We start from the raw sequence: 22,231 nt of genomic DNA on the forward strand, positions 1-22,231 counted from the left end.
GCTACTTGGGATAGCCCGCGCGTTTCATTTCGCGCTCGGTGCTCTGCTGGGCGGCGGCCAGTGCCTGGTCCACCGTGGTCTGGCCAATCAGCGCAGCGCTGAACAGCTTGCCAACCTGGGTGCCCACCGCCTGGAACTCGGGGATGGTGACCAACTGGATGCCCACATAAGGCACGGGCTTGAGGGTCGGGTCATTGGGGTTGGCGACTTTCAGGGATTCGAGGGTCACTCTGGCAAAGGGTGCCGCCTTCAAGTACGCATCGGTATAGGTCGAAGCACGGGTGCCCGGCGGTACATTGGCAATGCCGTCTTTTTCTGCCACCAGAGCACCGTATTCTTTGGACGTGGCCCAGGTGCTGAACGTCCTGGCGGCGTCCTTGGCTTTGGAACTGGCGGGTATGGCCAGTGCCCATGAGTACAGCCAGGCACTGCCTTTATCGGTCACGGCATGGGGTGCGAAGGTGAAACCGACATGATCGGCGACCTTGCTTTGACTGCTGTCGGTGACAAACGAACCGGCGACACTGGCATCGACCCAGATCGCACATTTGCCGCTGTTGAACAGCGCGAGGTTTTCGTTGAAACCGTTGCTGGTCGCGCCGGGTGGGCCTGAGGCTTTCAGGGTGCTGACGTAAAAATTCAGCGCGTTTTGCCACTGCGGGCCGTTGAACTCCGGTTGCCACTGTTCATTGAACCAGCGTGCCCCGTAGGCGTTGGCGATGGTGCTGATCAACGCCATGTTCTCGCCCCAGCCAGCCTTGCCACGCAGGCAGATGCCGTATTGTTCCTGGTCAGGTTTGTTGAGGGTGCGGGCAAAGCCGGCAATCTGTTCCCAGGTCGGATGCTCGGGCATGGTCAGGCCCGCCTCCTTGAACAGGTCAGTGCGGTAGTAGGTCATCGAGCTTTCGGCATAGAACGGCAGGGCATAGAGCGTGCCCTTGACTGACAGGCCGTCGCGCACCGCCGGGAACACATCGTCGATGGCATAGGCGGCGGGCAGGTCGGTCATGGGTTCGAGCCAGCCCTTGGCTCCCCAGAGTGCGGCTTCGTACATGCCGATGGTCAGCACGTCAAACTGTCCGCCCTGGGTGGCAATGTCCGTGGTCAGGCGCTGGCGCAATACGTTTTCTTCCAGCACCACCCAGTTGAGCTTGATGTCGGGGTGCTCGCTCTCGAAGGTTTTCGCCAGTTTTTGCATGCGGATCATGTCGCTGTTGTTGACCGTGGCGATGGTCAGGGTTTGCGCGCCCTGGCTCATACCGCTCAGGGTCATGCATGTGGCGACACATAACGCTTTGACAGGAATATTCATTGAGCACTCCACTTCAGCAGCCTGGCGGCTTTTGAAGGACGGTTATTGTTTTTATAGCGTCTTGCACGGGGCAAGCGCCTGGGCCGATTACAGCCTTCAATTACCGGCGTGACAAATCACTGGTAGCACTCAAATCGATACTATTTTGCACTGCGCTGACGTTCCCTCGGCGCAGGGTGGTTTTGCTCGGTCAAACGCTGCACCGCCAGGCGGCGATAGTGTGACGGGGTCATCCCTTTGAGCTGTTGAAAGCGCCGGTTGAAGTTGGAAATATTGTTGAAACCGGACTCGAAGCACACGTCGGTTACGGGCTTTTCGCCATCGGCCAGCAATTCGCAGGACTTGCTGATGCGCAGGCGATTGACGAACTCGATAAAGCAGCGCCCCGTGGCCTGCTTGAATACGCGGGAAAAGTAGGTGGGCTTCATGCCCATGTAGTCGGCCACTTCTTCAAGCGGCAGCTCGCGGGCATAGTGGCTGAAGATATAGTCCACGGCGCGGTTGGTGCGGTCGATGGTCTGCTCGTCGGCCAGATGGCTGGCAGTCACCCCGGACAGCAGTTGGTAGTCATCACAGTCGGCCAGCAACTCGAGCAGGATCAGGAAATGCCCAAGCCGGGTGATGCCGGCGGAATCGGCAATGGCCTGCATCAGGTCCATGGCCTTGTGGATGGTGGCTTTGTCGCGGAACTCGATGCCGTAGCGCGCCCGTTCGAGCATGGGCGCAAGGGTCTTGAGCTCGGTAAGCACCGAGGCGGCACCTTCGAGCAGTTCATCAGTGAAATTGACCAGCATGTCGCGGGTGGGCACCACTTCATCCTCGGCCACCTGGCTGATCCAGTTATGGGGCAGGTTGGGGCCGGTGAGGAATAATGTTTCGGGGTAGAAATTACCGATATAGTCGCCCACAAACACTTTGCCGCTGCTGGCCACGATCAGGTGCAGTTCGTACTCCTTGTGAAAGTGCCAGCGCACCAGCGGGCAGGGGAAACCATGCTGGCGATAGATGATCGACAGGCCATTATGGTCGTCCATCAGTTCATAGGACGGGTCTTTGGCACGGGCGGGTCGGGTCATGGTCGGGGCCGCTGGCAGTCTTGTTATGGCGTGGATCATGCCGGTTCCTGCGGTTAAGTCCAGTCGGATTTGAGGGCAATTCAAGATGAAGACACTGTTACTGATCGGTATTGGTGCCGGTGACCCGGAGCACATCACGGTGCAGGGGATCAACGCGCTGAACCGCGCCAATGTGCTGTTTGTGCTGGACAAGGGGCAGGCCACCGAAGACCTGGTACGCATGCGGCTGCAGATCTGCCAGCGCTATATACGCGAGCCGGGCTACCGGGTGGTGCAGGTCAGCGACCCGCAACGCGACAGCTCAACGGCGTGCTACACCGATGGCGTCGAGGACTGGCACGAACAGCGGGCCGAAGTGTTTACGCACCTGATCGAAGACCAGTTGGCCGATGGCGAATGCGGGGCCTTCCTGTTATGGGGCGAGCCCGCACTGTATGACAGTACGCTGCGTATCCTCGACCGGGTCCGGGCCGGGGGCTGCAACGACTTCGATCATGAAGTGATCCCCGGGATCAGCAGTGTGCAGGCGCTGGCCGCGCGGCATCGTATTGCGCTCAACACCATCGGCCAGCCAATCCGCATCACCACCGGGCGCAAGCTGGTGGTCGGGGACCTCGACAACGTGGTGGTCATGCTCGATGCGCACTGTGCCTTTGCAGCCTTTGTCGATGAAAACGTCGATATCTACTGGGGTGCCTATATAGGCACCCCGGACGAGATCCTCATCGCCGGCAAGCTAAGCGAGGTGTGCGAGCAAATCAGGCAAGCCCGCAGCGCAGCCAGGGCGCGCAAGGGCTGGGTGATGGATACCTACCTGCTGCGCAGGCGAGTGACTGAGTAAATTCCTACGTGTTTTGTGGAATTGGATTATGGAGGTGTGTCGTATCAAGCCGTTAATGTTCGGGCCTTGTATCACCCTATCTACTTGGGTTCGCCATGAGCATATTTTCTCTTGATGTAGTACGCAGCCTTGCGATTCGGTGGCTTTTGTTTCTGGCTTCGTTGATGTTTGTTGCATCTAGCCTAGCCAGTGCTCCAGTCATCAAGCCTGTAGCGCCTGTCGAGCAGGGGGCCAGCGCAGCAATGGATGCAGCCAATGCCGGGCCCTTGAAGGTAACGGACATAGTGAACTGGGCGAGTTTTCTTGCGGCTTTTGACAGGGCCCGCAGCCAGCCCGGGCATATGGCTGCAAAACTATGGGAAAGCTTTGATCAGCCTGCGCGCACGGTGTATGACCTGAGTCTCTCAAGTACGCGGTCACAGGTTCGAGAGGTTTCTGCGTTCAATCAACTGATACTGATCCAGGCACTCAATAAAGGGTTGCGTCAATTAGTGCCGGAGCCATGTCCGAACGCAACCTGGCCGTCTTATGACACTGATGGCCTGCCGCTTTTGTTCGATTCCTGTCATCTCAGCGACCACGGCAAGCACGTACTTTTTCCATAATTTATCCAGATCCGGCAGACTGACTGGACTCGCCCTGGCGATTCTTGGCCTCGATCCACTGCGACATGTATTGGGTACTTTTATGCTGATGATGGCGCAGCATGGCACCGGTGAAGTTGTTACGCCGATGCTGTTGCAGCCCGGCGCGGCAGGCATCGATGCATTCCACCAGCGCCGGGCCGTGGCTGCTCTGCAAGTAACGTTGCGCCAGTAGTACCTGGCCGCGCGACTGGGCCTGATGCCAGTCATCGGGGTTCTGGTACAGCTGCACTGCCGCTGCGGCAATCGCACTGGCGCTCTGCTCGATGGCGCCGGCCCATGGCAGGTCACCGTGCATGCCTTCTGCGCCCACCGGGGTGGTGACGTTGGGCGTGCCGCAGAGCATGGCATCGGCGATTTTGCCCTTGATCCCGGCACCAAAGCGCAAAGGCGCCATGCAGATACGCGCCTTGCTCATCACTTCCAGGGCATCCTCGGCCCAGTTGAGCACATGAAAACCCTGCGCCGGGTTGTGCAGTGCAGTGGCCTTGGGCGGGGTGTAGGCACCGTAGACATGCAGTTGCGCGGTGGGCAGTTGCTGGCGGATCAACGGCCAGATTGCTGTTTTCATCCAGAGCACGGCATCCCAGTTGGGGGCGTGGCGGAAGTTGCCGATGCTCAAAAAATGCTGGCGCTGTTCATAGGGGACGAACTGCGCGGGTACACTGTCGACCATCAGCGGGCACCAGTGCAGCAGGGCGCGGGGCACGTTGAAGTGTTCTACCAGCAGGTCGATCTCATACTCGGAAATCATCAGGTTGAGGTCGCAGCGGTAGATGGCCGCGATCTCCCGTTGAGCCAGATCGGTGCCGGCCATCTGATTGAAGGTGTCCCGTTGGGCCGGGGCGAACAGGCTGCTGAAGTCGTCGTTGCCCGTGTCGTCCTTGAGGCGTGCCTTGAGTTGCTGCTGGCGGGCGTCACGCAGGCTTTGCAGGTCGGACGTTTCGAGTATGCGCAGGGCATCGGGGCAGTGTTTTTCGACACGCCAGCCGAATTGCTCTTCCATCATGAAACGGTCGAACAGGACGATGTCCGGGGCCAGTTCGCTGATAAAGGTATCGAAGCTGCTGTTATTGAGCTCAATACCGACCTCGTCGATGCCCAGGCTGGCCAGGTCCGCCTTGTGTTCGCCAATTCCGGCCGGGCTGCTGAACGTGATATGCCAGCCGCGCTGCAAAAAACTCTCGATGATCTGCATCATGTGCCCGCCCGCCGCCGAAGAGCGTGGCTCGGGCCACACGTAGCCAATAATCAGGACGCGGGTTGGGCGGGTGGACGGCATGGGCAGATCCTTGAAGCGCTGGGGCTGATAAAAGGCGGCAATTAGAACACATGTGCAACGAAATGCCCGCTCCCACCATAGATGTGTCACAGCTGCGCATTGACCTGTTACATAGCACTGCGTAGCCTTGCGCGTTCGAGGTTCTTCGCAGCGCGAAGCTAAGAAGGGAACGCGGTATGCCGCGGCTGCCCCCGCAACTGTAAACGGTCATTGATCTTGCACTGCCACTGCCCAACAGGCGGGAAGGCGCAAGGTAGGTATCAGCCGTAAGCCAGGAGACCTGCCTCGTGACAGATTCTTACTTCAACCGGGCGGGGTGATCCGGTGGCGAAGACTGACCGCGCACTGCCTGCGGTCGTCGTCCCGTATGCCCGCCGTTTTGCCAAAGGGCATCCGATGAAAACACTGGCCAAAACCCCCGTCACCATCGTCACCGGCTTTCTTGGCTCGGGCAAAACCACGTTGCTGCGCCATATGCTGGACAACGCCCAGGGCCGCCGCATTGCCGTAATCGTCAACGAGTTCGGCGAGCTGGGTATCGACGGTGAAATCCTCAAGCAATGCTCCATCGGCTGCACCGAAGAAGAAGCCAATGGCCGCGTCTACGAGCTGGCCAATGGCTGCCTGTGCTGCACTGTGCAGGAAGAATTCTTCCCTGTGATGCGTGAGCTGGTGGCGCGCCGTGGCGATATCGACCATATCCTCATCGAAACCTCGGGCCTTGCCTTACCCAAGCCGCTGGTACAAGCCTTTCAGTGGCCGGAAATCCGTAGCGCCTGCACGGTTGACGCGGTGATCACCGTGGTCGATAGCCCGGCGGTGGCGGCGGGTACGTTCGCAGCCTTCCCGGACCAGGTAGACGCCCAGCGCAAGCTTGACCCGAACCTGGATCACGAATCGCCCCTGCATGAGCTGTTCGCTGACCAACTGGCCAGTGCCGACCTGGTAATCCTCAACAAAGCCGATCTGATCAGCCCTGAAGACCTGGCCCGTGTACGTGCCGAAGTGGCTGAAGAGTTGCCACCGGCGGTGAAAATCATCGAAGCCAGCAGCGGTCGCTTGCCCCTGGACGTGCTGCTGGGTCTGGAAGCAGGCTCGGAAGACCATATCGATGGCCGCCACAGTCACCATGACCATCACCACGATGGCGATGATGACCATGACGACCACGATCATGATGCCTTCGATTCGATCTCCATCGAGCTGCCACAGGCCGAAGAACGTGCCCTGATGGAGGCCCTGACCCAACTGGTGGTCAAGCACGGCATCCTGCGGGTCAAGGGCTTTGCCGCGATCCCGGGCAAGCCGATGCGCCTGCTGATCCAGGGCGTGGGCACGCGCTTTGACAAGCACTTCGATCGCGCCTGGGGCAGCGACGAAGCGCGCACCACCAAACTGGTGCTGATCGGCCAGGACCTGGACGCGGCCTTGCTCGAGTCCACCTTGCTTACAGCGTTGAGCGCCTAAACCATGCATTTGCTCAGGACCCAGCCCGGCGGCTTTGTAGCGGACGACAATATTGCCGACCTCGGCCAGACCCCCGCCGAGCTGGTGATCCTGTGCAGCGGTGATTCAAGCCTGGCCCTGCTGGCCGAAGCGGCGCAGCAGTTGCCTGAAGATTATCCAAGCCTGCGTCTGGCCAACCCGATGCAGGTGCAAAACCACGGCTCGGTCGACCTCTACTTTGAAGAGGTCTTGCAACACGCCAAGGTGATTTTACTCTCGTTGCACGGTGGCATCGGCTACTGGCGCTACGGCATTGAACGGCTGGTGCAACTGGCTGAACGCGGTGTGACCCTGATTCTGGTACCGGGAGATGACCGCCCCGACCCGGAGCTCAGCGCACTGAGTACCGTACCCGCCGAAGACGGCGAGCGCCTCTGGCACTTTTTGCGCCAGGGCGGGCGGCATAACGCCCTGCAGCTTTATCGTTGCCTGGCCAGGCAATGGCTGGGCCGCGACTATGCCTGGGACGAACCGCAAACCTTGCCCCGTACTGCAATCTATCATCCGGCCCATTCCAGCCCCGCACTGCAGGACTGGCAAGCCGACTGGCAGCCGGGCCAACCTGTGGCGGCGCTATTGTTCTATCGCTCGCATTTGCAGGCGGCCAACACGGCATTTGTCGATGTGTTCTGCCAGCGGCTGCAGGCGGCAGGGCTCAATCCGCTGCCGATTGCCGTCGCCAGCCTGAAAGAGCCGGGCTGCATGGCGGTGGTACAGGACTTGCTCGATGAAGTCGGTGCAGGGGTCATTCTCAATACCACCGGGTTTGCCCAATCCAGCCCGGAAGCTCCGCATTTGCGCCCGTTTCGCCGCAATATCCCGGTGATCCAGGCCATTTGTGCCCAGGACAACCAGCCCGGCTGGCAAGCCAGCGAGCAGGGTCTGGGGCCACGTGACCTGGCCATGCACATTGCCTTGCCGGAGCTGGATGGGCGGATCATCAGCCGGCCGATCAGCTTCAAGGATCTGGCTTGGCGCAGTGAGCGCAGCCAATCGGATGTGGTTTGCTATCGAGCGCACCCCGAACGGATGGATTTCGTCGCTGAACTGGCGCGGCGCTGGGTGGAGCTGGCCCGTGTGCCTAACCCGCAAAAGCGCATCGCCCTGATCCTGGCAAACTACCCGACCCGCGATGGCCGAATTGGCAACGGTGTGGGCCTGGATACTCCGGCGGCAGCGTTGAACATCTTGCGTGCCCTTCAGGCTGAAGGTTACCCGGTGGATGCTGAACTCCCGGAGACCGGCACCGCGTTGATTCAAGCCCTGTTGGGCGGGGTCAGCAACGACCTCGACAGCCTCGACCTGCGCCCGTGCCATCAAAGCCTTGGGCTGGATGAATACCAGGCGATGTTTAACCGTCTTCCCGAGGCCAATCGCCAGGCGGTCATAGAGCGTTGGGGCGAGCCACTGCACGACCCGATGTTTCGCAGCGGTCGCCTGATGATTGCCGGACTGCGTTTTGGCCTGACCTTTGTCGGCATTCAACCGGCGCGGGGTTATCAGGTCGATGCCAGTGCGGTCTACCACGACCCGGACCTGGTGCCGCCCCATGCCTATCTGGCGTTTTATTTCTGGCTGCGCAACACCTACGGCGCCCATGCGGTAGTGCATGTGGGCAAGCATGGCAATCTGGAATGGTTGCCGGGCAAGGGTGTCGGGCTGTCTGAACATTGCTGGCCAGACGCCATTTTGGGTCCCATGCCCAACGTCTATCCGTTTATCGTCAATGACCCGGGCGAGGGCGCACAGGCCAAGCGTCGTACCCAGGCGGTGATTATCGACCACTTGATGCCGCCGCTGACCCGGGCCGAAACCTACGGGCCGCTGCGCGACCTGGAACTGCTGGCTGACGAGTATTACGAAGCGCAACTGCTCGATCCGCGTCGGGCGCGTGAGCTGCAGCGCGACATTCTCAAGCTGGTGCGCGATACCCATATCGACCGCGAGCTGCAACTGGACGCAAACCTCGACAGCGACACCGATGCTGCAATCTGGCTGCCACGGCTGGACACCTACCTGTGCGACCTCAAGGAATCACAAATCCGCGACGGTTTGCATATTTTTGGTGAGTCCCCAACCGGGCGTTTGCGCATCGACACCTTGCTGGCCTTGTTACGCATCCCCCGGGGCGATGGCCGCGGGGCACAGTCGAGCGTGTTACGGGCACTGGCCAAAGCCTTCGAACTGGGCTTCGACCCGCTGGACTGTGCGCTGGCCGAACCCTGGACGGCACGCCGCCCAGCGCCATTACAAGCCGTCAGTGAAGCGCTGTGGCGTACTGCGGGTGACACTCGCGAGCGTCTCGAACTGCATGCTGCGCAATTGATCGAACAGGCGCTGCAAGGCACCCTGCAATTGCCCGACAGCGCACAGTGGGACGAGACACGAGCCATTTTTGATGCATTGCTGGAGCAGGTGGCACCGCGCCTGGATGCCTGTGGCCCGGCCGAGATGCACGGGTTGCTGGATGCCCTCAGTGGCCGTTTTGTACCGGCGGGGCCCAGTGGTGCGCCGAGTCGGGGGCGCCTCGATGTACTGCCCACCGGGCGTAATTTCTTTTCAGTGGATGTGCGCAACCTGCCCACCACTACGGCCTGGCGTATTGGTTTTCAGTCGGCCAACCTGATCCTGGAGCGTCATTTGCAGGATCACGGCGACCACTTGCGTCAGCTCGGCCTGTCGGTTTGGGGCACCGCGACCATGCGCACCGGTGGTGATGATATCGCCCAGGCCATGGCGCTGATGGGTGTGCGCCCGGTATGGGCCACGGGCAGCCAGCGGGTGGATGACTTCGAAATCCTCCCGGTGAGCCTGCTGGACCGCCCTCGGGTAGATGTGACCTTGCGGGTGTCGGGGTTCTTTCGCGATGCCTTTGCCAACTTGATCCGTCTGTTCGATGCCGCCGTACAGGCGGTGGCTGCGCTGGACGAACCCGATGATCTCAATCCGCTCGCGGCAAAAGTGCGCAGCGAGCGTGAGCAGCTGGAGCGCGAGGGACTGGCCCCGGAACTGGCGGCGCGTCAGGCAGGCTGGCGGGTGTTTGGTGCCAAGCCCGGGGCTTACGGCGCCGGGGTGCAGAACGCAATCGATGGGCGTTTGTGGCAAAGCCGCGACGACTTGGCCGAGGTGTATCTGAACTGGGGCGGTTATGCCTATGGCGGCGCGGATGAAGGCACGGCGGCCCGTGGTCAGTTTGCCCAGCGCTTGGGGCAGATGCAGGCGGTGGTGCAAAATCAGGATAATCGCGAGCACGATCTGCTCGATTCCAATGACTACTACCAGTTCCAGGGTGGCATGCTGGCGGCGGTAGAGAGCTTGCGCGGCGAGGCGGCGGCCAGCTATCACGGCGACCACAGCCAGCCCGACCTGCCGAAGATTCGCACGCTCAAGGAAGAGTTGAACCGGGTCATCCGTTCCCGTGCGGCCAACCCGAAATGGATAGAAGGGGTCAAACGCCACGGTTACAAAGGCGCGTTCGAAATGGCCGCGACCCTGGACAACCTGTTTGCCTTTGATGCAACCACACATTTGATTGACGATCACCAGTATGCGTTGTTGGCGGATGCTTATTTACTGGACCCGGATACCCGTGAGTTTGTGCGTGAGCACAACCCGCACGCTCTGCGTGACATGACCGAGCGCATGCTTGAAGCGCAGCAGCGCGGGCTGTGGAGTGAGCCGGGGGAGTATCGCGAGGCGCTGGAAAACCTGCTGCTGGATATAGAAGAAGAGTAACCAAGCATCCCTCACCCTAACCCTCTCCCGGAGGGAGAGGGGACTGATCGGGGGATGTTCAGGATTTGCGCCTCACCACAAATCGGCCCCCTCTCCCTTTGGGAGAGGGCTGGAGTGAGGGGCTTTGGAGGCCGATCAATATTCTAAAATCTGGAGCCCGAAAACATGACTGACACCCCACATTTCCCGTTATCGGCGGTGGTCGGCGCGGACTCATTGAAACTGGCGCTGTGCCTGACTGCCATTGACCCGAAAATTGGCGGCGTACTGATCGAAGGCCCGCGCGGCATGGCCAAGTCGACTCTGGCCCGCGGGCTAGCCGATTTGCTCGCCAGCGGTCAGTTCGTCACCTTGCCGTTGGGCGCAACCGAAGAGCGTCTGGTGGGCACCCTCGACCTGGATGCTGCACTGGGGCAGGGCAAGGCGCAGTTTTCGCCGGGCGTACTGGCCAAGGCCGACGGCGGCGTGCTCTATGTCGATGAAGTCAACCTGCTCGCCGACCATCTGGTGGATGTGCTGCTGGATGTGGCAGCCAGCGGCACCAATGTGGTCGAGCGTGATGGTATTTCCCATCGCCATGCCGCGCGCTTTGTGTTGATCGGCACCATGAACCCGGAAGAAGGCGAGCTGCGCCCGCAGTTGCTCGATCGTTTTGGCCTGAATGTGGCCATGAGTGGCTTGCCGCAACCTGCCGAGCGCAGTGAAATCATCCGTCGTCGCCTGGACTTTGACGCTGATCAGCAGGGTTTTTGCGCCCGTTGGGAGGCCGCGCAAACGGCCTTGCGCGATCGTTGCCAGCAAGCCCGTGAACGTTTGGCCAGCATTGCCCTGGATGATCAGTCGCTGGCCGAGATAACCGAGCGGTGTTTTGCTGCCGCAGTGGATGGCATGCGCGCCGACCTGGTCTGGCTGCGCGCCGCACGTGCCCATGCTGCATGGCGCGGTGCAACGGCGATCGAGCTGCAAGACATCGATGCCGTGGCCGAGTTTGCCTTGCGCCATCGCCGTCGTGAGCAACAGCCCCAGGCACCGGCACCCGAGCAGCAACAGTCAGCGGCGCAAGCCTCGACCACCAGCGCGCAATCAGGCCAGGGTCAGTGGGGTGAATTACCAGCCCAGGCCCAGCCGATGGGCGCACGCCGTGAAGTGCCGAGCTGGCCAAAAAAGCCCTAGGCATCCGCCCTCAAACTGTTGCGGGGGCGGATGCCAGACCCCGGTCAGGTCAACTCTCTTCGGGCAGGCAAGGCGCAAGTCGCAGCGCCGACAGCGGGATGATCGACTGGGTGCAAACCTTGCTTGGTGGTCGTCCCCGGATGCGTGCTGATCTGGCCTGGAAAACCCGGCAAAGTGCCGCGCAGGAACTGTGGCTGGTGGTGGTGGATGCATCTGCTTCTACCCGCCGGAATCAGGCACTGAGTGATGCCAAGGGCTTGCTGGCACAGCTGTTCGAAGATGCCTATCGCCAGCGCGCGCGAGTGGCGGTGATGACGGCCAGCGGCAGTTCGCCTGTGTGGCAGGTCAGCGGGGAAAAAGCTTCGGCCGCGCTCAATGACTGGCTGGCACAGCTGGGCGCCGGTGGTGGTACACCGTTGCTGCAAGCTCTGGAGGAAGTCTCGACCTGGCTGGGTATGCGACGCAAACGATTCGCACAGGAACAGCAGCGTTTTTTACTGGTGACCGACGGGCGCTTGAAAGCCTGGTCGGCTCTGCCTGCAATCGATTGCCCGGGGCTGCTGATCGATATCGAACGAGGCCCGATACGTCTGGGTCGCGCGCCTCAATTGGCGGCGGACTTGAATGCAGATTACCTGCACATTGATGGCTAGAGGCTAAATAGCCCGTGGGAGCAGGCCCGCTCCCACAGGGGCAATCAAACAGCTTTATGCAGGCATGACCCATGGCTGCAGGGTGTGGCCTTCGCTGCTGATCTCGGCGCGGGCTTGTGCCAGCAGGCTTTCGAGTTGAGCGGCGTCTGCGCAGGCGCTGCGCGGGATCTGCTTGCGGCCGATACGGGTGTTGGTGCGATCAATCACGGTCAGGCTCAACTCGCCGTGACCATCCTGTGCAGCCCAGGCAACGCATTGAAACGGTTCAAAGGCGTGGCCGGCAATCAAAAGAGCTTCGTTGAAACGGAGCGGGGCGTTCATAGGGTTTTCTCTCAAGTATGCCCATCAAGTGATTAACCGTCGGCTGGGCTTACCGTTCGGTTGCTTACTTGTACTGATGACTTCAGACCGTCATCAGGTCACACACTTTGCTCATTTTTTTGAAAGTTTTTTTATATGACTGATCCAGATCAATTTTCAGTCAGTGTATCTATCGTCTTTACGCTTTGATCGACCCTGCACAGTTTGATTGGCTATTAGCGTTATAAACAAATGATCCTGAAAGCGCCCAATGCCTTGCTAAGGTTACGCGTAAGTCGAACAAGGGACTGTTTTTAATGCTGTTTTATGTTTTTCTGGCGCCAAGGAACAGTCATGCTTGCACTGTCATCTCCCCGACGTCTGCTGGTGGTTGATCCCTGTAAGGATTGTCATGAATTACTCCCCGGCCTGCGCACCATTGGCTGGGCAGTAGACAGCTGCACGCTGGAAACGGTTGTCGATCGTTCGTGCGACGTTGGTTTGTTCAGGTTGCAACCTTTTCATCTGCAGCACCCCGAAGCCGTAAAAGACATGATCAGTCGCAGTGGCACCGAGTGGATTGCGGCGCTGACCCCTGATGTTCTTAAAATGAGCAATGTGGGGAATTTTGTCTGCGAATGGTTTTTTGACTTTCACACCTTGCCCTTTGATGTCTCCCGGGTGCAGGTCACCCTCGGCCGGGCCTTTGGCATGGCATGCTTGCGCGGGCTAACGGCAGGCGCGGCCGATGTACAGCAAGATGAATTGCTCGGTGACAGCCGCTCGATGCGTGACCTGCGCATGATTGTGAGCAAATTTGCACCCACCCAGTCGCCTATCCTGATTCGCGGGGAGAGCGGCACAGGCAAGGAGCTGGTCGCCCGCACACTGCACCGTCAATCCCAGCGCAACGGCAAACCCTTTATTGCCATCAATTGCGGCTCCATACCCGATCACCTGATCCAGTCTGAACTGTTTGGCCATGAGAAGGGCTCCTTCACCGGCGCCCATCAACGCCGGGTTGGACGTATCGAGGCCGCTAATGGCGGTACGCTTTTTCTCGATGAGATCGGCGATCTGCCGCTGGAGTTGCAAGCCAGCCTGTTACGCTTTTTGCAGGAAAAGCATATCGAGAGAGTTGGCGGCAACCAGCCGATCCCCGTCGATGTGCGGGTTCTGGCGGCGACCCATGTCGATCTGGAGGCTGCGGTTGCCAACGGCCAATTTCGCGAAGACCTGTATTACCGCCTCAACGTGTTGCAACTCACCACCTCACCCTTGCGCGAGCGTCATGGTGACCTGGCCATGTTGGCCGGGCATTTTTCCCGTTATTACAGCCTGGAAACGGGTCGTCGCCCGCGTACTTTCAGTGATGATGCCCTGATTGCCATGGGCAGTCATGGCTGGCCCGGGAATGTGCGCGAGTTGGCCAACCGCGTACGTCGCGGGCTGGTACTGGCTGAAGGACGGCAGATCGAAGCGCATGACCTGGGCCTGGAGTTGCGCCCGTTGCTTGTCGGTACGATGAACACCCTTGAACAATACAAGGACCGCGCCGAACGCCAGGCGCTGTGCGAGGTGTTGAACCGGCACAGTGACAATTTGAGTCTGGCTGCCAAGGTGCTTGGCGTTTCACGGCCGACGTTCTATCGGTTATTGCACAAGCATCACATCCGCTGAATATGAGGCCCGCCGCGCTCAAGCGCGACAGGCCCTGGCACTCAGAAGTAGTACGGGAATTTCAGGCTGAAAGTGAAGTCCGGGGCATCGTCGGTCAGACCAATCGACAGGTTGGGCACGATCGTCAGGTTATCAGTCGCCGCCACGGTCATGCCAATGTTGAAGTAACCGGCGTTGGCATCACTGGTGGTAACTGTTTGCCAGTCACCGCCATCCTGCTTGAGTTTGCTCTTTTTCTGAATCAAGTCGGATACGGAAAACGACATACTCATTTTTTCGTTGAGGGCAAAAGCCACGCCCGCGCCAATCTGGAAGCTGTCACCCAGTTTGACCTTGCCGGGTTGCTTGAGGTTTTGCGTGGAACTGATGTCGTCAAACGACTCTTCCAGGTTGTGGGTGTACGACAGGGAGCCGAACAACACTGCGGGGTCGAACGTCTTGACCAGGGAAATGGCAGGGCTGATTGACCATACGCCGTTGCCTGTAGGGAGATCTTCAGGGGTGAACACGTTGGTGTTGTCAACCGACTGAACCAGCTTGATCGCGAACGGGTCCTTGCCGGTCGGTGCCTTGACTCGCACGCTGAAGACCGCATCCGGGGTGTTGACCGATTCGTCGAGGAACTTGTACGCCACGCCGAAGTTGATGTCACCGATGGTCGGGTCCCGGGTGACCGTTTGCTCTGATGTTGATTGTGCATCACCGCCGTTGGCACCGCCGGACTGGTAGGTCGACTCGCGGTAAATCACAGGTACGTTTACGTCAAATTGCCAGCGGTTGTCCAGGTTGTAACGACCGGTGAGGTCCAGTGTCCAGTTGTCGGCCTTGATCCGGTCAAGGTTGAGGTTACCCAGGAAGATCGAGTCCAGGGCCAGAAAACCATTGAGGATCAACTGGCGGGTGTCATAGCGTGAATAGGTGACACCGGTTTCGAAGCTGAACTTGCCACCGCCGAAGAACCCGCTGGCTTCATCGTAGAGGTTGACCACGCTTTGCGCCGGGGCGGAGTCATCCTTGAGCGCTTGCCCATAAGAGCTGCCCGATGCCGCCGCAGCGCCCGCGCCACCAGCCGCGCCACCACTGGCTGCGGCTGCGGCGATGCCCTGATTGCCTTTCATGTCGGCCGGCGATTTGGCCAGTCGCTTGGGAGGCGGGGCCGCAGGCTGGTCTTCCACTTGTCGAACCCGCTGTTCAAGTACAGCCAGGGCTTTTTGTTGCTGATCGTAACGCTGGCGAAGCTCCATGAGTTCTTTTTTTAGTAGCTCTACATCACTATCAGGCGCTGCGTAGAGCAGGGCTGACGGGAAAAGAGTGCTCATACATACAACTGCGCGAAAAGTAAGCGTTCGATGCATGAAATAGGCCGTCCACAATAACTCGAATTGTAAGAATCTGAGCCTAGTTCAATATCCCGTATTGCGAAGACCTTTTAAGGGATTCAGGTCACAGTTCAGCGCACCTGTGCTGGGCATGTTGTTACGCAGTACCACATTAAGTTGAGTGAGGTTGTTAACCATATTGCTGCCGCCCAGTAGCGTAGTGTTCTGCAACACGCCGCCCTGAGCTATTTGTTGCAATGAGCTGCCCTGGTTGTTGTTTGCCTGGATGGCCATCTGCACGCCACCACCGGCAGTGGAGACGGTCAGATTGCCAGCACCGCCGGTTTGCGTGATAGGGGTGTTGGCGGTCAACAAGGTGCCTTGCTGGTTGACCACAGGCGCCTGGTTGGCCTCGCTGACATTGATGTCGACGTTGTTATAGGCAGTATTATTGTCACCCGCAGCCCTGACGCTCTGGGTGACGCCCTGGCCCGTGGTAAGCCCTGTGCCACCTGTCACCAAACCGGTACCGGCTGAAACGTGTGCACCGTTACCGGCCGTGCTGTAGGTCGATACATATAAGCGCGGCTCAACCGTACTTTGCACCGTCATGGCGGCTTTGGCGCCGATAACATCGCCATTGCTGCTGGTCCAGGTGCTATTCATCACCACGCCGAAACTGATGATGCGCCCGGGCATGACAAAACGGCCTCGCAGCTCGGACATTTCCTGGTCTTTCAATTCGACCGGTTTAAAGGTCGATGCTGCCTGGACGGGCAGGCTGGTCGCAAGGCAGGCGGCAATCAGCCAGATGGGCGTTTTCATGTGCTGCTCCAGGAGCGTGGGGCTCCGTAGTCATGCTGCGCACCTAAAAAAAGTCGCTTTGGATAAAACCGAAGTCCATGAGCTCTGCATCCTTGACCGGGCTGAAACCATCGAGCTGGTTTTTCGCCGTCAGCGGAGCTGGGGGCGTCAGTAGCGCATTGGTCTTGTCGTAACCAGGACCGATGATGGCGAACACAATGCCATTCCAGCCCTTGAGGAAATCTTCATGGGAGTAACGTTTGTGACCGAGTACCGGGTCGCCGATGTATACCCAGTCTTTCTGGGTGCGTTGCAAGACCACAAAGTGCTTGTAACCACGAATGTCCAGCAGCACCACAACCGGTATGTTGACACTTTCCAGGCTTTGGGCCGGGATGCGGTAACCCCGGGCGCGCATACCGATGCTTTCGACGTAACGCTTCATATCGAGCATGGAAAACCCCTGGGTGCGCACCAATTCCTGATCCGAGTTTTGCAACATCCCCTTGATGATCTGGTCTTCGTTAACATCCAGCCAGTAGGCTTGACGCAAAATCGTGGCCAGTGCTGCTGCGCCACAACTGAAGTCGGTTTTTTGCTCGACGATATCCGCAAAGCGTCGCTCACGAATGCTTTGTACGTGCTTGAACACCAGATTGCCCCCAGGCATGGCGGCGATAGGCATTTGCGCGGCCTGGCTCAGGCCGCACAGGCAGAGCAACAGGCTGAGGGCGACAATACGCATGGTTGTTACGCCTGGCTGGGGAGTGAAAAGGGTCTCGTGAACGAGACCCTCTGTGTGCTGTCGCGATTACATGCAGACTTTGCAGCCAGCTGCGATGGACAGCGAGTTGCTTTGCTGGTTGCCCACACCTGCTGCGATGTTGGCACCGCCATTGCCCGAGATGCCATTGAACGAGTGGTCCATGGTGGCATTGTTGACGACTGGCGTTTTGTTGTTGTTCCAGCTTGGCCCTTGCGACCAGGTATTCACATTGCTCAGATAAGAGGCACCGGCCTCGTTGATCACCGACAGGTTGTTCGAGGTTTGGCTGGCAGTTGCGCCAGCGGTGGCGATGCGGCCATTGGAAACGGCGATGGCCAGGTTGTTTTTCTGTTGGTTGAAGTCGCCGGCAGCCACGTTTATACCCACGTTGCCTGAACTGCCATTGCCGGAACTTTTGAGCAGGGCGTTGTTTTGTGTGCCGTAGTTGTGGTCGTTGTTGTGGCTGTTGGTCTGGGTGGCGCTGGTCAGGGACGCAGCAGTGCCAAACACAAAGGATTCATCTGAGGTAGCGATGGCGGCAGCGTTATCTTGTTGGTTGCCGGAGCCGGCCGCAGCGTTGACCCCCATGTTGCCTTCAGCGCCTTTTACCGAGTCTTTTACCGTCGCAGTATTTTTGATCGCCTTGTTTGTCACTTTGTTGTTGTGACTGTTTTGCGAATCAATCACAACCGCTGCAGCCGCCGCATTTGGGTCCAGCGTGTAGGACGGTGGAGTCGATGGAGGTGGTGGGCCATCGTTGTGGGCCTGTGCTGCAACGGACAGAAGGGCGGCCATGGCGAAAGCCAGAGGTTTCAAAGCGCTTGAAGGTTTCATGGTGATTCTCCGTGCTTCATTAGTTGTGTTAAGTGTTGGCACTTTCTAATTGCACTGCGTTGTTGTCGGGTCAGTCAGCAACCCGGATATTCAGGGTGTTAGCCATGCGGTTCCCCACCCCGGCACTCTGGTTCAACTGCACCACCCCACGGCTGCCGGTGAAGGCCTGATCGCTGTTGACGATCTGGCGACTGCCGCTGGCGGGGGATGCACTACCCGAGTCTGGAAGCAGCGCCACGTTCTGTTGCGACAGGGCGCTGTCGTCGATACCTTGCGGCTGGGCACTGATGCCGACCCGCACTGCATTGACCATCTGGTTGTTGGCCCCGGCTGACTGGTTGATACCAATCACGCCGCTGCCGTTACTGAATGAGTTGCCGCCAATAGCCGCCCTGGCATTGAGCGAAGGATCGGCCGGGGTAGTGATTTTTTGGGTCACTGTAGTGCTGGTCCTGGCCCCTGTACCGATAGCCACTGCGCGCACGTTGACCTGTTGCTGCTGGTCGCCGGCTGCCTGGTTGAGAGTGACGTTGCCGTGGTAACCGGCACCGGAATTGTCGATCGTGGCGTTGTTATCTGAAGCGCCGAATGCGGTGCAACTGGCAATCAGCGCGGCAATCAGCACAGGCAGGCGATAGCCAGTCATGTCATTTCCCCTGGCTCAGTGCAGAGAGCGGGCGCATGCCCTGTTCGATGCTGTTGCCAATGGTGTTGGAAAGGGTGCCGCCGCTACCGCCGCCATGGCCGTTGGTCATGCCTGGCAGGCCGTTGCTGGTATTGAGGCCGGGCAGTGAGCTGCCATTGGGCAAGAGGGTGTGCCTGATCGAGGTGCCTGTACTCACGCCTGCGAAATCGCCATCGGTGAGTTCATGGGTGGCCCCCATGACCTGCGGGGACGGATTGGCATTGACGGTATTGGGATCGGGATCCGGATGCATGGGCGGATTACCCACCGGGTGAGGCTGCACGATACGAGTCAGAACAATCTCGCCATTACCACCGGCCAGTGCGGCGCCGCACACGCCCAGCAAGGTGCTCAGGCTGCAAGCGAGCAGCAGGTAATGTTTACCACGACAGACAGCTCTCATGATTGTGCCCCCTTGATCGACGCTGACCGGGTCAGCGTGATAGTTAGAGAGCATGAGCTGTGCCACTTGTAATTTAATCTTTGAAAACAACGGAGCACAACTCAGAGGCTGTTGGAGGCGGGATAAAGTGTAACGAACATGAGATTTCCGCTTGCACGCCAAGCCCTTGCACAATAAGGGCCTGATTGTTTTTAAGGCGGGGCAAGAGCGTGTCTCAATACCGTTACAACTTCACATGTCGTGCTGAAAGCCGCTGTTTGAACGCCTTCACGAAATTTTCATGTAACAGCAACGGACATGGGTAAAGTGCTGAAACCATTAAGTAGCTTGTTTGTCAGCTGCATGTTCTAAACAACACTACTTAATGACTAATACTTGCTGAATAAGTTTCCCCGCAAGCCAATAATTGTTCGACTGCGGCACAGGCATGCTGTTGCCGGGCCAGCCAGTCGCCGGTTATCACTTGCACGGGTTGTTGATGATCGGTGAGCCATTGAAGGCTGTCCGCAAAAAACGCCTGGCGTTCCGCCAACGAGGGTTGGCAGCGTTGGCCGTCAGCGGTCCACTCCACATCATCGGGGGACAGCAGCAAATGCAAGTCGTAGTGACGTTTGAGCAGTTCGGCTTCAAGCCACGGCGGGCAGTCGCCAAACAGGGTCTGGCTCCAGAGGATATTGCTGAGTAAATGGGTATCCAGAATCAGCAGCTCGGGTTGTTTGGCCCGCGCTTCGTCTTCCCATCGAAGCTGACCGCGAGCGATGTCCGGAATATCGGCCAGGCAGGTATCGCGAGGGTTCTGCTCGATAAAGTAGCGCACATACTCGCCCACCATGGTGCCGCCAAAGCGCTGCTGCAACAGTGCGGCGAGCCAGCTCTTGCCACTGGACTCCGGCCCCGCCAGTACAACCACCTTCATGTGCGCAACGCCGGATCGCGGCGCCAGTCACGCCAGCCCTGGATGGCGATCAGGGTAAACAGCGCGTACAGGCCTGCGGTGAAGTACAGGTCCTGCCAGGCGAAAAAACCTATATAGAGCACATCGATCACGCACCACAGCGCCCAGCATTGCAGGCGTTTTTGTGCCATCCACAATTGCGCGACCAGGCTGAATGCGGTCAGCGTGGCATCTGACCAGGGGAACGTGGAGTCGGTCCAATGGGCCATTGCGGCGCCGAGAGCGACGCTGCCGATGGCGCCTGCAATCACGCCGCCGAGTACTTGCAATGGGCTTAACCGGCTCACTGCACGGCCTTCATGCTGTGTACCTGCGCGGGTCCACTGCCACCAGCCATAAACTTGCAACAGGGCAAAAAACACCTGCAAAAGCATGCCTGAATACAGTTTGATCTCGAAGAAGATCCAGCTGTAGAGCAGTACCATCACCAGGCCAATGGGCCAGCACCAGGGGTTCTGTTTGACTGTCAACCAGACGGCAATGACGCCGAGCGCGGCGGCAAACAGTTCAAGCCCTGACATTGGGATTCCTTGGGGGAGAGATAAGGGCGGGGATTGTACCTGCAGCCGCAATGTTTGTGCTCTGCCGTTTTGCCGTAGTTGTGGGAGCGGGCAAGCCCGCTCCCACAGGATCAAGGCAAATGCAGCAACACGTAGTCGTTCTTGTCGAAACGACCGCTCAGCGTCGGAGCAATATTGCCTAGCTCACTGCCTTGCAAAGCTTGATAGTCCTTGCGATCCATCACGATCCAGGCCGGGGACGGCAATGCTGCCAGCTCAGCGGATGACTGGGTAAACAGCGGCAGCAGGTCACGATCCACGTTAACCATGAACTTGATCGCCTTGGCGTCCTTGCCCATGCCGTGCAATACCACTGGAGCCGGGGCCTGATCGATCAGTTGCATGGCCTTGAGGGTAAAGGTGCGCGTATCGTAAAGGCTGCGTTCGGCAGGTTCGAAGACCATGATGTAGCTGCTCCACATCGCCAGTACCGCACAGGTTGCCAACCCTGCAACACGCCATTGGGCTTTGAACAGCACACCAAGGGCCAGCACCTGCAGCACGGTCAGAGCCACGAAGATGACGGTCAAGGGTGGCAACTCATCACCAAAACGTTTACGTACTACCATCAGGCCGACAATCAGCAAGCCCGGCAGCAGCAGGAACAGCCCTTGAATCAAGCCGCGCAGGCCAGCAAACACTCGCCCTTGCATGGCCTGGAACGGGTAGGCCGCAATAATCGCCGCCATCGGCAGCATGGGCAGCAAGTAACGGGCCTTTTTTGCCTGTGGGATAGACAGGCCGATCATCACGATCAGGGCTGCGCCAACGCAGTACTTGACCAGTTGCAAGGCAGGCCCCGAAGGTTTGTTCCCGCTAACCAGGATTGCCAGCAACACGACAACGGCCAGCGGATAGGCCAGCGCGTAGTTACCCATGGAACTGGTGAAGTAATACAGCACGCCGCTAGCGCCTTCGGTGCCATCCATGCGCCCGGTGACTTGCATGCGAATGACTTCATGCACAAAGGCCTCACCGCCACTGATCCAGGCCAGTATCAACAGTGTGCCAATGCACAGGATCAGCAGTACAAGCGCTTGCAGGCCAAAGCTGATCAGGCGCCGCCACTGGCCATTGAGCAGGTAATAGCTGCACAGGATACCGGTGGGAATGACCAGGCCGATCGGCCCACGCACGGCAAAACCCAGTACCAGCAGGGCCAGCAGCCAGAAATGACGGCGCGGCGCAGCAAAGTGATCATGGGAATAAGCCAGATAAAAGGCACTGAAACTGACGGCCGCAAGCATCTGATCCAGCGATACGGCGCGGGTTTCGGTGATAAACGTCATGCTCAGCAACAGCAATGCCACACTGACCAGCGCCCAGGTGCGCGATTGCGGCGCAACCAGGCGATACATCAAGGTCACAATAGTTGCACTGGCAATGGCCGTGGGCAGCCAGGCAGTCAGGCTGGTGACTTTGCCAAAGGGCAGGGACAACAACCAGGTAAACAGGGTCGAGGTAGCGCTGTAGTCCGCGTAAGGTTGGCCGTAGGTGGTCGGGAAAAAACCGGGACCGTGGCGCAGCATTTCGTTGGCGAACATGACAAAGCGCGAATCAAAGCCGATCGCGGCTTCCTGATGGTTGCCCAGGATAAACAGCAGCAAGGCGAGCGCGCCAAGAATCAGCGATTGCCTGCGTAAGGTGAGCAGGGCCGGGGAGGTGACATCGGCACGCATGTCGAGTTTCCTTGTCTTGTCGGG

Annotated in this window: 20 protein-coding genes and 1 riboswitch; of the genes, 7 read left to right on the plus strand and 13 right to left on the minus strand. The window is 59.0% G+C overall.

The window, feature by feature from the left end; all coding sequences use genetic code 11:
* Position 1: 1 nt before the first annotated feature.
* Both CJU81_RS04510 and CJU81_RS04515 read right to left on the minus strand, forming a co-directional pair.
* Positions 2 to 1,312: an ABC transporter substrate-binding protein gene (locus CJU81_RS04510; RefSeq protein WP_095035666.1), complete on the minus strand. Its 1,311-nt coding sequence runs from the start codon at positions 1,310 to 1,312 to the stop codon at positions 2 to 4.
* A gap of 140 nt (positions 1,313 to 1,452) precedes the next feature.
* A complete protein-coding gene (locus CJU81_RS04515; protein ID WP_095035667.1) occupies positions 1,453 to 2,388 on the minus strand; it encodes an AraC family transcriptional regulator in 936 nt (311 codons plus the stop codon).
* Between the two features lie 85 nt (positions 2,389 to 2,473).
* Here CJU81_RS04515 and cobF point away from each other — a divergent pair, with 85 nt between their 5' ends.
* Positions 2,474 to 3,229, plus strand: coding sequence for a precorrin-6A synthase (deacetylating) (gene cobF / locus CJU81_RS04520; RefSeq protein ID WP_095035668.1), 756 nt, complete (start codon positions 2,474 to 2,476; stop codon positions 3,227 to 3,229).
* A gap of 95 nt (positions 3,230 to 3,324) precedes the next feature.
* Positions 3,325 to 3,834 (plus strand): hypothetical protein, encoded by a 510-nt coding sequence (locus tag CJU81_RS04525; protein WP_141232565.1) that lies wholly within the window; start codon positions 3,325 to 3,327, stop codon positions 3,832 to 3,834.
* Position 3,835: 1 nt separating this feature from the next.
* Here CJU81_RS04525 and CJU81_RS04530 read toward each other — a convergent pair whose 3' ends face one another.
* A complete protein-coding gene (locus CJU81_RS04530; protein ID WP_095035670.1) occupies positions 3,836 to 5,155 on the minus strand; it encodes a glycosyltransferase in 1,320 nt (439 codons plus the stop codon).
* Positions 5,156 to 5,276: 121 nt separating this feature from the next.
* Positions 5,277 to 5,457: riboswitch (cobalamin riboswitch) on the plus strand.
* A 94-nt stretch (positions 5,458 to 5,551) separates the two neighbouring features.
* On the opposite strand from CJU81_RS04530, the gene cobW reads away from it, so the two are divergent.
* The 4 genes from cobW (at position 5,552) to CJU81_RS04550 (ending at position 12,222) form a co-directional block, all read left to right on the plus strand.
* Entirely contained in the window at positions 5,552 to 6,622 is a 1,071-nt protein-coding gene (gene cobW / locus CJU81_RS04535) for a cobalamin biosynthesis protein CobW (protein ID WP_095035753.1), read from the plus strand.
* A gap of 3 nt (positions 6,623 to 6,625) precedes the next feature.
* A complete protein-coding gene (gene cobN, locus CJU81_RS04540) occupies positions 6,626 to 10,396 on the plus strand; it encodes a cobaltochelatase subunit CobN (protein ID WP_095035671.1) in 3,771 nt (1,256 codons plus the stop codon).
* 165 nt (positions 10,397 to 10,561) lie between these two features.
* Positions 10,562 to 11,569, plus strand: a complete 1,008-nt coding sequence (locus tag CJU81_RS04545) for an ATP-binding protein (RefSeq protein WP_095035672.1) — start codon at positions 10,562 to 10,564, stop codon at positions 11,567 to 11,569.
* Between the two features lie 98 nt (positions 11,570 to 11,667).
* A complete protein-coding gene (locus tag CJU81_RS04550; RefSeq protein ID WP_095035673.1) occupies positions 11,668 to 12,222 on the plus strand; it encodes a vWA domain-containing protein in 555 nt (184 codons plus the stop codon).
* Between the two features lie 54 nt (positions 12,223 to 12,276).
* On the opposite strand, the gene CJU81_RS04555 is transcribed toward CJU81_RS04550, so the two are convergent.
* Positions 12,277 to 12,543 carry a hypothetical protein gene (locus CJU81_RS04555; RefSeq protein ID WP_095030737.1) on the minus strand — a complete coding sequence of 89 codons (267 nt, stop codon included), beginning with the start codon at positions 12,541 to 12,543 and terminating at the stop codon, positions 12,277 to 12,279.
* Between the two features lie 333 nt (positions 12,544 to 12,876).
* Between CJU81_RS04555 and CJU81_RS04560 the strand changes: the two genes are divergently transcribed.
* The gene (locus CJU81_RS04560) at positions 12,877 to 14,202 is read left to right on the plus strand and encodes a sigma-54 dependent transcriptional regulator (RefSeq protein WP_095035674.1); all 1,326 of its coding nucleotides are present in this window, start codon (positions 12,877 to 12,879) and stop codon (positions 14,200 to 14,202) included.
* A gap of 41 nt (positions 14,203 to 14,243) precedes the next feature.
* Here CJU81_RS04560 and CJU81_RS04565 read toward each other — a convergent pair whose 3' ends face one another.
* The 9 genes from CJU81_RS04565 to CJU81_RS04605 all read right to left on the minus strand — a co-directional run bounded on the left by CJU81_RS04565 (position 14,244) and on the right by CJU81_RS04605 (position 22,207).
* Positions 14,244 to 15,557 carry a hypothetical protein gene (locus CJU81_RS04565; protein ID WP_095035675.1) on the minus strand — a complete coding sequence of 438 codons (1,314 nt, stop codon included), beginning with the start codon at positions 15,555 to 15,557 and terminating at the stop codon, positions 14,244 to 14,246.
* A 48-nt stretch (positions 15,558 to 15,605) separates the two neighbouring features.
* Positions 15,606 to 16,346, minus strand: a complete 741-nt coding sequence (locus tag CJU81_RS04570; protein ID WP_095035676.1) for a hypothetical protein — start codon at positions 16,344 to 16,346, stop codon at positions 15,606 to 15,608.
* Between the two features lie 43 nt (positions 16,347 to 16,389).
* Complete coding sequence (locus CJU81_RS04575) at positions 16,390 to 17,070, minus strand: C39 family peptidase (RefSeq protein WP_095030741.1); 681 nt, start codon at positions 17,068 to 17,070, stop codon at positions 16,390 to 16,392.
* 66 nt (positions 17,071 to 17,136) lie between these two features.
* A complete protein-coding gene (locus CJU81_RS04580; RefSeq protein WP_095035677.1) occupies positions 17,137 to 17,925 on the minus strand; it encodes a hypothetical protein in 789 nt (262 codons plus the stop codon).
* Positions 17,926 to 17,995: 70 nt separating this feature from the next.
* Positions 17,996 to 18,571, minus strand: coding sequence for an adhesin (locus CJU81_RS04585; RefSeq protein WP_095035678.1), 576 nt, complete (start codon positions 18,569 to 18,571; stop codon positions 17,996 to 17,998).
* A 1-nt stretch (position 18,572) separates the two neighbouring features.
* A complete protein-coding gene (locus CJU81_RS04590; protein ID WP_095035679.1) occupies positions 18,573 to 19,013 on the minus strand; it encodes a hypothetical protein in 441 nt (146 codons plus the stop codon).
* Between the two features lie 361 nt (positions 19,014 to 19,374).
* A complete protein-coding gene (locus CJU81_RS04595; RefSeq protein WP_095035680.1) occupies positions 19,375 to 19,929 on the minus strand; it encodes an AAA family ATPase in 555 nt (184 codons plus the stop codon).
* Positions 19,926 to 20,489 (minus strand): nicotinamide riboside transporter PnuC, encoded by a 564-nt coding sequence (pnuC, locus tag CJU81_RS04600; protein WP_095035681.1) that lies wholly within the window; start codon positions 20,487 to 20,489, stop codon positions 19,926 to 19,928. The genes CJU81_RS04595 and pnuC overlap by 4 nt, the downstream gene beginning before the upstream one ends.
* A gap of 110 nt (positions 20,490 to 20,599) precedes the next feature.
* Positions 20,600 to 22,207 (minus strand): ArnT family glycosyltransferase, encoded by a 1,608-nt coding sequence (locus CJU81_RS04605; protein WP_095035682.1) that lies wholly within the window; start codon positions 22,205 to 22,207, stop codon positions 20,600 to 20,602.
* Between the last annotated feature and the right edge of the window lie 24 nt (positions 22,208 to 22,231).

This window comes from Pseudomonas fragi, assembly GCF_002269505.1.
Lineage (GTDB): Bacteria > Pseudomonadota > Gammaproteobacteria > Pseudomonadales > Pseudomonadaceae > Aquipseudomonas > Aquipseudomonas fragi_D.

What these genes read in the sequence shown, in the direction of transcription:
- cobW (WP_095035753.1), top strand. Translation starts at nt 5,552, where the DNA reads ATGAAAACACTGGCCAAAACCCCCGTCACCATCGTCACCGGCTTTCTT.
- CJU81_RS04555 (WP_095030737.1), bottom strand. Translation starts at nt 12,543, where the DNA reads ATGAACGCCCCGCTCCGTTTCAACGAAGCTCTTTTGATTGCCGGCCAC.
- CJU81_RS04545 (WP_095035672.1), top strand. Translation starts at nt 10,562, where the DNA reads ATGACTGACACCCCACATTTCCCGTTATCGGCGGTGGTCGGCGCGGAC.
- cobF (WP_095035668.1), top strand. Translation starts at nt 2,474, where the DNA reads ATGAAGACACTGTTACTGATCGGTATTGGTGCCGGTGACCCGGAGCAC.
- CJU81_RS04570 (WP_095035676.1), bottom strand. Translation starts at nt 16,346, where the DNA reads ATGAAAACGCCCATCTGGCTGATTGCCGCCTGCCTTGCGACCAGCCTG.
- CJU81_RS04565 (WP_095035675.1), bottom strand. Translation starts at nt 15,557, where the DNA reads ATGCATCGAACGCTTACTTTTCGCGCAGTTGTATGTATGAGCACTCTT.
- CJU81_RS04575 (WP_095030741.1), bottom strand. Translation starts at nt 17,070, where the DNA reads ATGCGTATTGTCGCCCTCAGCCTGTTGCTCTGCCTGTGCGGCCTGAGC.
- cobN (WP_095035671.1), top strand. Translation starts at nt 6,626, where the DNA reads ATGCATTTGCTCAGGACCCAGCCCGGCGGCTTTGTAGCGGACGACAAT.
- CJU81_RS04595 (WP_095035680.1), bottom strand. Translation starts at nt 19,929, where the DNA reads ATGAAGGTGGTTGTACTGGCGGGGCCGGAGTCCAGTGGCAAGAGCTGG.
- CJU81_RS04515 (WP_095035667.1), bottom strand. Translation starts at nt 2,388, where the DNA reads ATGACCCGACCCGCCCGTGCCAAAGACCCGTCCTATGAACTGATGGAC.
- pnuC (WP_095035681.1), bottom strand. Translation starts at nt 20,489, where the DNA reads ATGTCAGGGCTTGAACTGTTTGCCGCCGCGCTCGGCGTCATTGCCGTC.
- CJU81_RS04580 (WP_095035677.1), bottom strand. Translation starts at nt 17,925, where the DNA reads ATGAAACCTTCAAGCGCTTTGAAACCTCTGGCTTTCGCCATGGCCGCC.
- CJU81_RS04590 (WP_095035679.1), bottom strand. Translation starts at nt 19,013, where the DNA reads ATGAGAGCTGTCTGTCGTGGTAAACATTACCTGCTGCTCGCTTGCAGC.
- CJU81_RS04560 (WP_095035674.1), top strand. Translation starts at nt 12,877, where the DNA reads ATGCTTGCACTGTCATCTCCCCGACGTCTGCTGGTGGTTGATCCCTGT.
- CJU81_RS04585 (WP_095035678.1), bottom strand. Translation starts at nt 18,571, where the DNA reads ATGACTGGCTATCGCCTGCCTGTGCTGATTGCCGCGCTGATTGCCAGT.
- CJU81_RS04550 (WP_095035673.1), top strand. Translation starts at nt 11,668, where the DNA reads ATGATCGACTGGGTGCAAACCTTGCTTGGTGGTCGTCCCCGGATGCGT.
- CJU81_RS04510 (WP_095035666.1), bottom strand. Translation starts at nt 1,312, where the DNA reads ATGAATATTCCTGTCAAAGCGTTATGTGTCGCCACATGCATGACCCTG.
- CJU81_RS04525 (WP_141232565.1), top strand. Translation starts at nt 3,325, where the DNA reads ATGAGCATATTTTCTCTTGATGTAGTACGCAGCCTTGCGATTCGGTGG.
- CJU81_RS04530 (WP_095035670.1), bottom strand. Translation starts at nt 5,155, where the DNA reads ATGCCGTCCACCCGCCCAACCCGCGTCCTGATTATTGGCTACGTGTGG.
- CJU81_RS04605 (WP_095035682.1), bottom strand. Translation starts at nt 22,207, where the DNA reads ATGCGTGCCGATGTCACCTCCCCGGCCCTGCTCACCTTACGCAGGCAA.